The sequence below is a fragment of the Candidatus Zixiibacteriota bacterium genome (assembly GCA_035574315.1).
Classification (GTDB): Bacteria; Desulfobacterota; Binatia; order UBA9968; family UBA9968; genus DATLYW01.
In genome coordinates this window covers 111654-125793 of record DATLYW010000033.1, presented here as the reverse complement: position 1 = coordinate 125793, position 14140 = coordinate 111654, and the positions used below count along the sequence as shown (strand labels likewise).

Annotated in this window: 10 protein-coding genes; 8 read left to right on the top strand and 2 right to left on the bottom strand. The window is 68.4% G+C overall.

What is annotated here, in order from left to right; genetic code table 11:
• Positions 1 to 3: 3 nt before the first annotated feature.
• Positions 4 to 1026: an extracellular solute-binding protein gene (locus VNN77_11770; protein HXG52069.1), complete on the bottom strand. Its 1023-nt coding sequence runs from the start codon at positions 1024 to 1026 to the stop codon at positions 4 to 6.
• 169 nt (positions 1027 to 1195) lie between these two features.
• On the opposite strand from VNN77_11770, the gene VNN77_11765 reads away from it, so the two are divergent.
• The 3 genes from VNN77_11765 to VNN77_11755 are packed head-to-tail and all read left to right on the top strand — an operon-like array spanning position 1196 to position 2231.
• Complete coding sequence (locus tag VNN77_11765; protein ID HXG52068.1) at positions 1196 to 1501, top strand: DUF883 family protein; 306 nt, start codon at positions 1196 to 1198, stop codon at positions 1499 to 1501.
• 9 nt (positions 1502 to 1510) lie between these two features.
• A complete protein-coding gene (locus tag VNN77_11760; protein ID HXG52067.1) occupies positions 1511 to 1921 on the top strand; it encodes a phage holin family protein in 411 nt (136 codons plus the stop codon).
• Complete coding sequence (locus tag VNN77_11755) at positions 1914 to 2231, top strand: hypothetical protein (GenBank protein ID HXG52066.1); 318 nt, start codon at positions 1914 to 1916, stop codon at positions 2229 to 2231. The genes VNN77_11760 and VNN77_11755 overlap by 8 nt, the downstream gene beginning before the upstream one ends.
• Positions 2232 to 2238: 7 nt before the next feature.
• Here the strand turns inward: VNN77_11755 and ggt are convergent, their stop codons facing one another.
• On the bottom strand, positions 2239 to 3915 hold the full coding sequence (gene ggt / locus VNN77_11750) for a gamma-glutamyltransferase (GenBank protein HXG52065.1): 1677 nt from the start codon (positions 3913 to 3915) through the stop codon (positions 2239 to 2241).
• A 105-nt stretch (positions 3916 to 4020) separates the two neighbouring features.
• Between ggt and VNN77_11745 the strand changes: the two genes are divergently transcribed.
• The 5 genes from VNN77_11745 to VNN77_11725 all read left to right on the top strand — a co-directional run bounded on the left by VNN77_11745 (position 4021) and on the right by VNN77_11725 (position 14120).
• Positions 4021 to 7242: a PD-(D/E)XK nuclease family protein gene (locus VNN77_11745; protein ID HXG52064.1), complete on the top strand. Its 3222-nt coding sequence runs from the start codon at positions 4021 to 4023 to the stop codon at positions 7240 to 7242.
• Positions 7235 to 10660 (top strand): UvrD-helicase domain-containing protein, encoded by a 3426-nt coding sequence (locus tag VNN77_11740; GenBank protein HXG52063.1) that lies wholly within the window; start codon positions 7235 to 7237, stop codon positions 10658 to 10660. Before VNN77_11745 ends, VNN77_11740 begins: the two co-directional genes overlap by 8 nt.
• Positions 10657 to 11247, top strand: coding sequence for a ribonuclease H-like domain-containing protein (locus VNN77_11735; protein HXG52062.1), 591 nt, complete (start codon positions 10657 to 10659; stop codon positions 11245 to 11247). The genes VNN77_11740 and VNN77_11735 overlap by 4 nt, the downstream gene beginning before the upstream one ends.
• Before the next feature lie 143 nt (positions 11248 to 11390).
• Entirely contained in the window at positions 11391 to 12578 is a 1188-nt protein-coding gene (locus tag VNN77_11730) for a cupin domain-containing protein (GenBank protein ID HXG52061.1), read from the top strand.
• Positions 12579 to 12635: 57 nt separating this feature from the next.
• On the top strand, positions 12636 to 14120 hold the full coding sequence (locus tag VNN77_11725; protein HXG52060.1) for an ethanolamine ammonia-lyase reactivating factor EutA: 1485 nt from the start codon (positions 12636 to 12638) through the stop codon (positions 14118 to 14120).
• The last annotated feature ends 20 nt before the right edge of the window (positions 14121 to 14140 follow it).

The window sequence follows — 14140 nt, the reverse complement described above, 5'->3', positions numbered from 1 at the left end:
CGATCAGCGGAGCTTGAAAATCTCCAGGTACTGCTTCACCGTCGCGTTGAAGTCCTGGTAATCCTCCGGATTCTCGATCACGTACTTGAAGCCGCGGAACAGCCGCGGCGGATCGGGATCGACGTCCCGCCGCACGGGGATCCGCTGGAAGCCCCGCAGCTGCTCCTGGCCTTCCTTCGAGAGAATGTAGTCGTAGAAGAGCCGCGCGGCGTTCGGGTGCGGCGCTTTCGCGCCGATCATCGCCGGGTTCACCTGCGTGACCACCGGCTCGAGCGGCAGCCAGTCGATGGGCGCGCCGCGCGACGTCATGCGCTGGATCGTCTGGTTGTAGGCGATGATCAACGGGTACTCTCCCGCCACCGCGAGCTGCACTCTCTCCGTGTTGCCGCGCTTGAGGACCGGTTCCTGCGCCGCGAGCTTGCGGAAAAACGCGATCGCCTTCTCCGCCCCCCACACGCCCTTGAGCCCCTCGAGCATCCCGTAGGCTTCCGTATCGAGCGAGATCTGCCCACCCTTCCACTTCGGGTTGAGCAGGCCCTCGTAGGTTTTGGGCACGTCTTCGCGCTTCACCAGCTTGGTGTTCCAGCCGAGGACGTAACTGTTCACGTAGTAGGCGGTCCAGAACCCCTCCTTGTCGACCAGCTGGTCGTCGATCGCCTTGCTCTCGGGGCTGTGGTAGGAGGCGAGGAGCTTGCGCTGCATCAGCGGCAGCACCATCTCGCCTCTGCCGACGACGACATCCCAGTCGTGCCGGCCGCCGCGCGACTCGGTGAGGATCTTGTTCAGGAGCGGCCCCCCGCCGGTTCGAAACAACGTGACCTTGATGAAGGGATATTTTTTCTCGAACCGGTCGACGGTCGCCTTGCTCTGGTCCAGCGTCATCGTCGTGTAGTAGACGAGCTGTCCTTCTTTTTTCGCTCCCTCGACGACCTTCGGGTCGGGAGCCTTCTGGGCCCGAGCGGCGGACGGCAACCAGAGAAGCGCGGCGAATAGCGAGGCGACGATTGGAAGCCGGTGCTTGAACATGGGTTTCCTCCTGGCCCTGTAATTCGGTCCTTCCGCCCGCGTAATGTATGCAATGGCGCCGGCGAAATCAACGGCGTCGGGGGAGGCTTCCGGGGCGCCGGCGGTCCTTGCATCACCGCCGGGGGCTGTTATCATGCGTGGATAGAAATCCCCGGGGGCAGGAGGAGTTATGAACGGAGACGCGGCCAGGGAGAAACTCGTCCAGGATCTCAAGACGCTGATCAACGACGCCGAGGAACTGTTGAAGGTCACCGCCACCCAGGCGGGCGAAAAGGTCGCCGCGGCGCGCCAGAAGATCGAGCAAAGCCTGATCGAAGGCAAGAAGTCGCTCGCCGACGCCGAAGCGGTCTTCGTGAAGAAGACCAAGGAGTTCGCCGACATCGCCGACGACTACGTTCGCGAAAACCCCTGGACCGCCGTCGGCGCCGCCGCCGGTCTGGGGCTCGTGCTCGGAATGCTGATCCGGCGCGGCTGAGCCGACTGCATGAGCCAGTCCGAGCCCCCCAGGAGCGCCCCGGATCCGGCGGGCATCGCGCCCTCGTTCAGGGCGGCGGCCGCCGCCGCAGCCGCCGCCCTGCACACGCGGCTGGAGCTGCTGACCACCGAGCTGCAGGAGGAGCGCGAAAGGCTCAGGGTGACCCTGCTGCTCTCGCTCCTCCTGTTTTTCGGACTGAGCCTCGGCGTGATCCTGCTGACGGTCTTTGCGGCCGCTCTTTTCTGGCAGGCGGGTTGGGTCTACGCGCTCGGGGCGCTCGCCGCCCTCTATCTGGCGATCGGCATCGGAGCGGGCTTGCTCCTGCGCCGGAGGTTCCTCGCCGGCCCCCCCCTGCTTTCCGCCACGCTGGCGGAGCTCGCCAAGGACTGCGAGCGGCTGAGGTCATCCGTCCATGAATAGCCGCCTGAAGGAGCTCGCCGCACGCCGCGAGGCGCTCGTGGCCCGGTGCGACCGCGACCGCGCCGCCCTCGCCGCCGCGTGGCGCGAGGCGCGCCGATCGCTTACCTGGAGCGGGGTCCTCGGCGCCGCCGGAAGGTTCCTCGGCACTCACCCGATCTTGCTCGCGGCTCTTTCCGCGCTGTTCGTCGGAAGCTACCGCCGCAAGGTCAGGCGCGCCTCGTCGAGCGTCGTCCAGGCCTGGAAGCTCGCCTATCCGCTGTGGCGCTGGTGGCGCGACCGGCGCCCGCGCCAGCCCGCGAGCCGCGCCTAGGCGGCGGTCATTCCGAGCGCGCCCGCTCGTCCTTGCGCGGATCGGCGGCCCCTGAAACCTTTCCCGAGCGCGCCACGATCGCCTGAACCACTCCCAGAACGTTGCGCTCGCGGAGCCGGTGGCCCCGCCGCTCCAGGGCCTTTTTGGTCTCGGGCGCCACCGCGGCCTCGACCTGCAGATCCTCGGGCACCCACTGGTGATGAATGCGTGGCGCCTCGACCGCCTCCCTTGCCGTCATCCCGAAGTCGATGATGTTGAGCAAGGCCTGCAGCGTGGCGCTGATGATGCGCGGCCCCCCGGCCCCGCCGACGATCACCTCCGGGCGCTCTCCCCGCATGACAATGGTGGGAGACATGCTGCTCAGCGGCCGTTTCCCGGGCGCGAGCGCGTTGGCGCCGTTGCCGACGAGCCCGTAGACGTTGCCCCCGGGATGAATGGCGAAATCGTCGATTTCGTTGTTGAGCACGAAGCCCGCCCGGCCGGCCAGCACCTTGGAGCCGAAGCGAGTGTTGATCGTCAGCGTGCAGGCCACCGCGTTGCCGAGGCGATCGAGGACGTTGAAATGGGTGGTGCCGCCGAGCTCTGCCCTGGCGCGACCCGATCCGTAGTGGGCGGCGGGATGCGTCTTCACCGCCGAGATGCGGCCGCGGATCCATCCGGCGTGCGCCTTCGAGATCAGGGCGGCGACCGGCACCTTGACGAAGTCGGGATCGCCCAGGAACTGGGCCCGGTCGGCGAAAGCGTGCTTCATCGTTTCGGCGAGCAGGTGGAGATACGTGGCGGAGTTGTGGGGGATCGCCCCGAGCCTGTAGCCTTCGAGAACGTTGAGCATCTGCAGGATCGCCACCCCGCCCGAGCTCGGCGGCGGCATGGCGATCACCGTCCGGCCGCGGTATTTGCCGAGCAGCGGCTCGCGCCAGACCGGTTTGTAGCGCTTGAGATCGGCGAGTGACAGCACCCCGCCTTCCTTGCGGACCGCCTCGACGATCGCTTCGGCGATCCAGCCCTCGTAGAAAACCCCGGGCCCGCCCGAAGCGATCGCCTTCAGCGACTCGGCGAGTTCCGGCTGGCGAATGCGTGCTCCCTCCGGCGGTGCCCCGTTGTTGCCGAGGAAAAGCCGCGCGAGATCGGGGAACCGCTTCATGTTCTCCGCCTGGCGCTCGATGGCGTAGCGCAGCGCGGCGTCCAGGGGAAATCCTTCGCTCGCGTAGCGGATGGAGGGTGCCATCAACGCCGCAAGCGGCATCGTTCCGAATCGCTTGAGAGCCTGAGCCAGACCGGCGACCTCCCCCGGCACCGCCACCGCCAGCGCGCCGGTCACGCTGAGCGAGGGAACCGCCTTGCCGCCCCGAACGTAGAGCTCCGGCCGCGCCGCTTCCGGCGCCGTCTCGCGGAAATCGAGCGCGTGCGCCTTGCGGTCGCGCGCGTCGTAGATCACCATGAAACCGCCGCCTCCGATGCCAGACGACGCCGGGTCGACCACGCCGAGCGCGAACGCGGTGGCGACCGCGGCGTCGACCGCGTTGCCGCCGCGGCCGAGCACCTCCATTCCCGCCTTCGTCGCCAGCTCGTGGTCCGATACCACGAGGCCGCCGAAGCCCGAACGCCCGGCGGCCGCGCCGACGGCCGACGACCAGAACAGGACGAGGAGAACGACGACCCGGAAAGCGCGCTCGATGGACATGACGATGTCCGCCCCTGTTTAAATCTTCGACCGTGCTTTTGCAACCGGAAATCTTTGACGCGCCGCGCCGTTGTGTTAACGTTGGCTCTGCACCCGAACAACCGCATGAAAGCCTTTTTGGGTCCCTTCCATCCCGAACTGGAGAATGCCCTGGCGGAGGCGATCCGCAGCCTCAAGGCGGCCGACCCGATGGCGCCGGCCCTCGTTGTTGTCCCCTCGGCGGCTCTTGGCCGGCGCGTGCGCGTGCTGCTCGCGAGCGAGCGCCGGCTCGCCCTGCTGAACGTTCACCTCTGGACCTTCCATCAACTCTACGTGCAACTGCTGCGCGAGCTCCCCCGCTCGGTCGAGCCCGACCCGGCGGACGATCTGATCTTCGAGGAGGCGCTCGGAGCCTGGATCCGGGGCGCGGGAGCGCAAGCGCAGTCGTTCCTGCCGGTCGTCGAGAAGGCCGGCGGCTGCGCCGCCCTGTGGCAGACCCTGCGCGATTTGCGCGACGCGTCGGTCGGCCCCGAGGTCCTGGCGGCCGCCGTCGAGGAGGGGCTCTTCGAGCCCCGGGACGCCCCCAAGCTCGAGGCCCTCGCCCGCCTTCACGCCGGCTTCAGCGAGCACTGCCGCGAGCGGTCGCTCGCCGATTACGCCGCTTTTGTCACCGCGGCCAACGAGCGCGCCGCGACCTCGCGCATGCTCGGCGGCTTCGCCCGGATCTTCTACTACGGCTTTTACGATCTCACTCAGGTTCAGCTCGAAGCGTTTCGGACCGTCGCGCGCGCTTACCCGACCGTGTTGTTTTTTCCCTGCGTGCGGCGTCATCCCGCCTGGGCCTTCGCCGAGCGTTTCTACGAGCGCCACATCCAGGGGCTCGTGACCGAGGAAACGGTGCTGCTCCCCGGCGGCGGCGCGTTGCCGCTCTTCGAAACCGGCGGGGCGGCCGGGCCCGATCCGGCGGCGACCCGGCCCGCGTGCGCGATCTGGAGCTGTCCCGCGCCGCGCGACGAGTGCGTCGCCGCGGCCAAGGAGATTCTGCGCCTCAGGCACGACGAGGACATGGCCTTCTCCGAGATCGGCGTGGTCGCGCGCGCCGCCGAACCCTACGCCCGCCACCTCGTGGAGGTCTTCCGGGAGCACCGAATTCCGGTTCATTCCTCGTTCGAGCTCCCGCTGGTGGAATCGCCCCTGGTGAAATCGGTGGTGCTGCTGCTCCGCCTGGCGGAACGGGACTATCCGCGCAACGATTTCGTCGACCTGGTCTCCTCGCCCTACTTCGACTTCCGTGCCTGTGTCGGGCCGGGACCGGCGCCCCGTCCCGACCTTTGGGACATGCTGACCCGCCGCCTCGGCATCACCCGCGGGGTGGAGGAGTGGTCGCGCCTGAAGCGCTTCGTGGATCGCGGCCTGGAAATCGAAGCGGGCGGGGACGAGGACGGAGGCGAGCGGACCCTGCGATTCGCCGCCGAGCAGGTGTCCGTGCTCTGGAGTCTCTTCAGCGCGCTCGAGCGCGACCTCGGCGGCCTGCCCGCCGCGGCGCCTTGGAACGAGCATGCCTCCGCCTGGAGAGCGCTGCTGGAGAAATACTTCGGCATTCGCGACGGCGACGCGGCGGAGGAGGAGACCGCGGCGCAACGAGCCAGCCGCGCCGTCCTGGAGACGCTTTCCGCGCTCTCGACTCTCGACGTCCTCGGTTCGCGTCCGTCGCGCGCCACGTTCGCGGCGCTCTTCGAGCGCTGGTTGGAGCGGAAGTCGCTCCCCGTTTCCGATCCCCACGCCGGCGGCGTCGCCGTCCTGGACGCCATGGCGGCCCGGGGCTCGCGTTTCCGCGCGCTCTTCGTTCTCGGCCTGAACGAAGGCCTGTTCCCGCGCACGATCCGGGAGGACGCGTTCCTGCGCGACCGCTCGCGGCGCGTGATCGAAACGGTTCTCGGCTGCAAGATCGCGGAGAAGCTCGCCGGGTTCGAGGAGGAAAAGCTGCTGCTGGCGCTGCTCGCGGACGCGGCGACCGAGCGGCTTTACGCTCTGTACTCGCGGTCCGACGAGAACGGCGTCGCGCTGGAGCCGTCCTGGTACGTCGCCGAGCTGCGGCGAATCTTCGCCGCCGAGCCGGTCGCGATCCCGAGAAGCATCCTGGCCAAAAGGACGCTCCCCGCGTTTCGCGACGAGTTCCTCCTCCCCGAAGAGCTGGCGATCCGTTTGAGCCTCGACAGCCAATCGCCCGCCCCCCTGCTGTCCCATTTCCCCGCGATGGAGGCGCTCTGCCGCCGGGGCGCGCAGGCTCTCGAGGTGCTCGAGAACGCGGACGGGCCGCTGAGCGGCCACGACGGCATGACCGGCCACCTCGAATCCCCGTGGCGACGTCTGGCGGACGGCGGCGTCTCACCGACCGCGCTCGAACGCTATGCCCGCTGCCCTTTTCAGTTTTTCGCGCTGAACGTGCTGGGACTCGAACCGCAGGAGCGCCCGGAGGAGCAGAGCGGTGTGAGGCCGGTCGAGATCGGGTCGCTGGTGCACCGGATCTTGAAGGATTTTTTTCAGCAGCTGATGGATCGCGGCTACTTCGCCCGCGGGTCCAGGGGGATCGACGCGGAGACGCTGCTCGAGTCGGTGGCGCGCTCGACCTTCGACGCCTATGAAAGGGAAGCACCGACCGGATACCCGCTGGTGTGGGAGATCCTGCGCGACGAGACCCTGCGCTGGCTCAAGCAAACCGTGGCGGCGGATCTTCAGGACCTCGCGCAATCGGGCCGGCGGCCCGTGGCGCTCGAGACCGAGCTGGAGGGAACCGTCACGGGCTGGCCCGCTCCCGCGTCGACGGTGCGGTTTCGGGGGCGGCTCGACCGGATCGACTTCGACCCCGCGGAGCGCCGGCTGCGGGTGATCGACTACAAGTTCAAGGCGGGGAAGAAACCGTCCGCGAGCGACGTCGACCTGATGCGGTCCGCGCTCCGCGGCGAGAAACTTCAGCCGCCGATCTACGTGCTCCTGGCCCGGGACTGCGGCGTGCCGAAAACGCCCCGGCCGTCCTCCGTCGAAGCGGCCTTTTACTACCTCGCTCCCCGGTGGAGCGGCGGGCCGCTCCTCCGCCGGGTCCTGCCGCAAGACTGCTGGGAGGGAGCGACGGGAAGGGGCCTGCGGCAAACCCTTTCCTTTCTGATCGAGGGCGTCTATCGCGGTTTGCATTTCATCCGGCCGGGACCGGCCTGCCGCTACTGCGAGGTCGCCAACGTCTGCCGCAAGGATCATTTGCCGACCGTGTGGCGCGCGGCCTCGGATGCGCGGGCGGCGGCGCACGCGGAGCTGGCCAGGCAGCAGGTCGCCGGAAAGAGCGATGAGTAGCGCGGACCTGATCCTTCCCGACGCCCGCGAACGCGAGCGTGCGGCGACCACCTTCGACCGCAATGTCGTCGTCACCGCGGGCGCGGGCACCGGCAAGACCACGCTCCTGGTCGACCGGCTCGTGCATCTCGTCCTGCGCGAGCCCGATCCCGTGCCGATCACTCGCATCGTGGCGCTGACCTTCACGAACAAGGCGGCAGCGGAGATGCGCCTTCGCCTGCGGGAGCGGCTGCACTCCTACGTTGCCGTGCGGCTCGACTCGAGCCCGCCCGACGCGGACGCCGCGAAGGCCGCGGCCGCGGTGCGCGATCTGATCGGCCGGTACCAGTTGAGCAAGGGCGAGATCGACCGCCGCTGCGGGGAAGCGCTCCGGCAGATCGAGCGGAGCTATATCGGCACGCTGCACAGCTTCGCGGCCCTGCTGCTGCGGCTCTACCCGGCGGAAGCCGGCGTCGACCCGCAGTTTTCCGAAGACGACGGCCTCGCCTTTCGCAAGCACTTCGCGGAGCAATGGAGCCTCTGGCTCGATCGCGAGCTCGGACGCGAGGGCGGGCGGCGCGGCGCCTGGCGGGCGCTGCTCGACGCGATCGATCTGGAGACGCTGGAGCAGGTGGCGTCCTCGCTCTGCTCGGAGATGGTGCCGCTCGAAAGCCTTTGCGGCTCCGGCGCCGCCGAAGAACTGGATGCCGTCCTCCGGAGCTGGCTTGCAGCCGAGGCGCAGACGGCCCGGGAGCTTCTCCGCCGGTATCCCGAGGAGCGGCACCAGCTCGACCGCTGGTTGCGTCACTGTCTGGCGGTCATCGAGGGGGTGTTGAAGGACGGGGAGATCGCGCCTGGCGCCTTCGCCGAGCAGAAACGGTGGTTTGCGGAGAAGGGCCTGCGGCGGGCGGGCGGGTGGAGTGACGCCGATTTCCGCGAGCTCCAGCGTCTGGCGCGCGTCGCGCGCGGGCTGCTCGGCGGCGACCGGGCGGTGACGGCGGTGCTGCGCGAGCTGCTGGTCCCTTTGGCGGAGTCCTGCCGCCGGAGCTTCGTTCAGGCGGGCTTCGTTTCGTTCGACGGGTTACTGGTGCGGGCGAGAAACCTGCTGCGCGATCATAACGCCGTGCGCGAGGAGCTCAAAGGTCTGTTCAAGGCGATCCTCGTCGACGAGTTCCAGGACACGGATCCCGTGCAGTACGAGCTCATCCTCTATCTCTCCGAGCGGCCGGGGGAAAGCGCGAACGACTGGCGCGCCGTGCGCCTTCAGCCCGGCAAGGTGTTCGTCGTCGGCGACCCGAAGCAGTCGATCTACGCTTTTCGGCGCGCGGACATCCAGGGCTACCTCGACGTCGTCGAGCGTCTCATCCTGCCCCAGGGAGGGACCGAGTGCCGGCTGACCACCAATTTTCGCAGCGCCCCCGGGATCCTGGACGTGGTCAACGGCGTCTTCGAACCGTTGATCCGCGAGCGGAGCGGGCTGCAACCGCGCTACGTTCCGATCGAGCCGCCGCGGCGCCCCGAGGCGAGCCCCGACCGATCCTCCCTGCCCCGGGTGCTCTTGCGCAGGGTCGAGTCGAGCGAGACCCTCAATGCCGACCGGGCGCGCCGGCTGGAGGCCGAGAGTCTTGCGCGCTGGCTGGAAGAAGCCGTCCTCGGAAAAGTCATGCTGCCGGGCCCGAACGGGGAAGCTCCCGCCCGTCCGAGAGACATCGCGTTCCTCTTTCGCAAGCTCACCGACGTGCATCTCTACCTGGAGCCGCTGCGGCGCCGGGGAATCCGTTACGTGGTCGAGGGCGAGAAGCATTTTTACGCGACCCAGGAAATCGTCGACGCGGTGAACCTGCTGCGGGCGGTTGACAATCCGTACGACCGGGCGGCGCTCGTCGGGCTGCTGCGCTCGGCCGTCGGCGGGCTTTCCGACACCGAGATCTACCGGCTGCACGCCGAAGGGCTGCTCGATTATCGCAGCCTGCGGCGCCCCGCGGCGGGCGCCGCACGAGCTCTCGAACCGGTTCGCGACCTCTATGCCGCTCTCGACCGTCTTCACCTCGAGACGCGCCTGATGCCGGTACCCGACGCGGTCGAGCGTGTTTTCGACGCGGTCCCGATCCGGCTCCTCGCGGCGCGCTCGTTCAGCGGCGAACAGGCGGTCGCCAACCTCGAGAAGATCCGGCAGCAGGCCGCGGTCCTCAGCCGCCAGGGACCGGCCACCTTCAAGGCGGTGATCGCGCAGCTCGAGCGGCGCGTGCTCGAGGTGGAAGAGGAGAGCGAGAGCGCGCTCGCCGAGGAGACGGTCGACGCGGTGAAGATCCTCAGCATCCACAAGGCCAAGGGTCTGGAGTTCCCGATCGTGGTTCTCCCCGACGCGCGCGGGGCGGTCGCTCCGGGACGCCCCGAAACCGGGGTCCGCTACGACTGGTCGACCGGGCTGATCGGGCTTCGCGCCGGCGAGCACGCCAACCCCGCCGCGATCTACCTGGACGAGGCGGGGCGCCGTCGGGAAGAGGAGGAGCAGAAGCGGCTCTTTTACGTCGCGATGACGCGCGCCCGCGAGCATCTGGTTCTGTCGAGCCCGCCGTTGAAGGTCGACGGGGGGAGCTTCGTCGCGATGCTGCAGGAGTCGGTTCCCGAGCTGACGTCGCTCCGGCGGCCCGGACGGATCGCGGTCGGGAAGGGAACGCTGCAGGTCGAGGTCGTCTACGAGACGCCGCAGCCCCCGCGCCGCAGGCCGGCGGCGCAAAGGACCCCGCCGCGCGAAAGCTGGGAATCGTTCGCGCGCCAGTGGGCGGCGCGCCAGCGCGAATACGACGAGGCCGGGCGTACCCCGCTTTTCGTCTCGCCCACCGCTCTCGAGCGGCAGGAGAAAGGCGCGCCGCGGCGCCGGCGCGACCTGTTCACCGCGCTCGACCCGCGGCTCGTCGGCATCCTCGCGCACCGCTTCCTCCAGGCCCTGGACTTTCGCGCGGCGCGCGACGGGGCTGCTCTCGAGGACGAGCTCGAGCGCTTCCTCGAAGCCCTGCCGGAAGCCGGGATCGGACCGAGCCGCGCCGCCATGCTTCGCGAGCTGCGCGAGATCTTTAAGGGGTTTGCTTCCTCGCCGGCTTTTGCCGAGCTCGCTTCGGCCGACATCCTCGGGCGCGAGGTCCCGCTGCTGATGCCGTGGGGCGGCCGGATCATGGAGGGCGTCATCGACCTCGTCTACGAAAGGGAGGGAAGGCTCTATCTCGCCGACTACAAGACCGAACGGGTCCGCCCCGCCGAGCTGCGGCAGGCGGCGCGGCGCTACCGCGGGCAGGCGCGTATCTACGCGTGCGCCGCGGCGAGCGCGCTCGGGCGCGAGGTCGCCGGCTTCAAGGTGATTTTCGTGCGGCTCGGCGAGGCGGTGGAAATCGGCGCAACTCAGCTCAGTGAAAAGGAGGCGCGGCCGGCCGGTCCATGAAGATCCTCTTCTTCGACATCGAGACGGTACCCACGGAACAGGCGCTCGAGAGCCGCGGTTTGCTGGAACCGCAGATGCAGCTCGACGAGGCCGAGCTCGTCAAGAAGCTCAGCCTCTCGGCCGCCACGGCGAAAATTCTCTGCATCGGTTACGCGGTCGAGCCGCCTGCCGACTCGCCCGCCCGGATCCTGGACGGCGACGAGCGGGAAATCCTGCGCGAGTTCTGGCGCCTGGCGTTCGAAACCAACCTGTTCGTCGGCCACAACATCCTCGACTTCGACCTGCGCTTCATCTACCAGCGCTCCGTCATCCATCAGATCAAGCCCTCGCGCGACATCCCGTTCGCCCGCTACCGCAGCGCACCGGTGTTCGACACCATGCACGAGTGGAGCCGCTGGGGCCGCGAGCACGTGAGCCTCGACGTGCTCGCGCGCGCGCTCGACATCCCTTCGCCCAAGGAGGGGCTCGACGGCTCCAAGGTCTATCCTTATTTCCGTGCGGGCCGGCTTGCCGAGATTTGCGAGTACTGCAAGCGGGACGTCGAGTCGGTGCGGCAGGTCTATCGCCGCCTGACGTTCGCTTCCTAGGTCCCCTGAGGGCCGTGCGCGGCCGCTCGCACGCGGCCACGTTTGACTCCCGCCCGGCGAGCCTATACATTAACCCACGCTGAACTTAGGCAATCCCTTCTCTTGCCGAGTCGCAGAATCCGACAACCCTTGCAGGAGGCGTTATGGATCATCCAGCTACCGAATGGCAGGAGCCGAAGGACAACATGACCAAGGCCGGCTACGGCAAATTCCTCCGACCGAAGAGCCCGTACGACGTTTTCATGGAGGCCCAGGGAATCCCGATCTACCGCGACATCGGCGTGCGCCGCGTCCAGGACCTGCCGCGCAAGCCCTGGAAGCGGATGGGGGGGAGCGGCACCTTCATCCAGCTCTACGGGACGGAAGGGCTCTGGGGCTGCTACGTCGTGGAGGTCCCCGGGGCCGGCGCGCTGAACGTGGAGAAGCACCTCTACGAGGAGCAGTTCCTGGTCGTCGAGGGCCGGGGCACGACCGAAGTGTGGGTGGACGGCAACCCGAAAAAGCTCACCTTCGAGTGGCAGAAGGGCTCGATTTTCGCGATCCCGCTCAACGCCTATCACCGGATCGTCAACGCGACGTCGAGCCCCGCGCTCCTGCTCGCGGGAACCACCGCGCCGAACGTCATGAATCAGTTCGGCAACGAGGATTTCATCTTCAACTGTCCCTATCACTTCCAGGACCGCTTCAACCCGACGGACGACTACTTCAAGTACCGCGAAGAGATCAAGCCCGATCCCGTCCGCGGCCTGGCGATGCGCGAGACCAACATCATCCCGGACGTGATCAATTGCGAGCTGCCGCTCGACAACCGTCGCTCGCCGGGATACCGGCGCATCGAGCCGCACATGGCCGGGAACCATTTCTATTTCTGGATCGGCCAGCACGAAACCGGCCGCTACTCCAAGGCGCACGCGCACGGCTCCGCCGCGGTGCTGATCTGCCTGAAAGGCAAGGGCTACACCTACACCTGGCCGGCCTCGCTCGGTACGCGCCCGTGGGAAAGCGGCAAGGCCGATCAGGTCAGGCGCCAGGATTACGAGCCCGTAGGGATGGTGAGCGCCGCACCGATGAGCGGCAACTGGTTTCACGCCCATTTCGGCGCGAGCAAGGAGCCGCTGCGGCTGACCGCATGGTTCGGTCCGAACGCTCCCGGGCGCGAGCGGGGGGTGCCGGGGGAGAAGGCGATCGACTACGGCGCCATCGACATCAAGGACGGCGGCACGGCGATCCCCTACAACGAGGAGGATCCGTTCCTGCGCAAGGAGTTCGAGGAAACGCTCGCCCGCGAGGGAGCGAAGTCCCGGATGGAGCCCGAGCTCTACCAGAAATGAGGGAGTCGGCGCAGCGGATTTGAGACCCGTCGGTTTTTCCTGACGCGAGCGTACCCCATGGATCCTGCCGCATCGAAAGCCGCGTTCACCAACGCCAATCGCCACATCAGCGACGAGGAAGAGCTGAAGCTGACCAGCGTCGGGGTCGACATCGGGTCGTCGACCTCCCACCTGGTCTTCTCCCGCCTCGAGCTCAAGCTCGAGGGCACGCGCTATCGCATCACGCGGCGCGAGGTCCTCGCCGAATCGGAGATTCTGCTCACGCCTTACACGGACGACACCCGGATCGACGTGGCGGCGCTCGAGGCGTTCATCGAGGGGCAGTATGCCCGGGCGCGGGTCGCTCGCGACGAGGTCGATACCGGCGCGCTGATCCTCACCGGCGTCGCCGTGCGGCGGCGCAACGCGCGCGCCATCGCCGAGCTGTTCGCGGGCGAGGCGGGCAAGTTCGTGGCGGTGAGCGCCGGCGACGGGCTGGAGGCGACGATGGCGGCCCACGGCTCCGGCGCCGCCGCCTATTCGGCCAAGACCGGGGGCGTGGTGCTGAACATCGACATCGGCGGCGGGACGAGCAAGTTCGCCGTCTGCAACAACGGCCGGGTGCAGGAGGTTTCCGCCGCCGACATCGGGGCGCGCCTGCTCGCGTTCGACGCCGACGGCCGCCTTGCCCGGATCGAGGAGGCCGGGCGCAGGCACGCCGCCTGGGCCGGCATCGACGTGGCGCTCGGGCGCAAGCTCTCCGAGGCCGAGCTACGCAGGATCGTGGCCGGGATGGTCGACAAGCTGCTGGCCCTGATCCGGCCGGATGGGCTTTCGGCCGAGATCGAGTCGCTCCTCCGGCTGCCGCCCCTGAAATACCGCGGCGAGATCGACGCCGTGATGTTTTCCGGCGGCGTTTCGGAGTTCATCTACAACCGGACGCAGGCGAGCTTCGGCGATCTCGGACCGCTGCTGGCGGACGAGGTGCGCCGGCGCCTTCCCGACCTCGGGCTGCTGGTCATCGAGCCGGCAGCGCGGATCCGCGCTACGGTCATCGGCGCCTCCCAGTACACGATCCAGGTGAGCGGCAACACGATCTTCATCACCCCGGAGGACGCGGTGCCGGTGCGCAATATCCCGGTGGTGGCGCCCGAATTTTCCATCGACGAGGAGGAGATCGATCAGGCCGGGGTCGCGGGCGCCGTTCAGAATGCGCTGCGCCGCCTGGATCTGCTCGGCGGCCGCCAGCCCGTGGCGGTGGCGTTTCACTGGCAGGGCTCGGCGACCTACTGGCGCTTGCAGTCTTTCTCGAGGGGAATCGCCGAGGGCGTGCGCGCCATTCTCGACAAGGGGCACCCGCTGGTGCTGGTCAACGACGGCGACATCGGCGGGATCATCGGGCTTCACTTCCTCGAGGAGCTGCGCCTTCCGAACCCGATCATCTCGATCGACGGCGTCGCCCTGAACGACTTCGACTACATCGACATCGGCGCGCTGATCCCCTCCTCCGGCTCCGTGCCGGTCGTGATCAAGTCGCTCGTCTTCCCCGCCTCGCCGGATTAGGTCGCGGCGCGGTTCGAAGC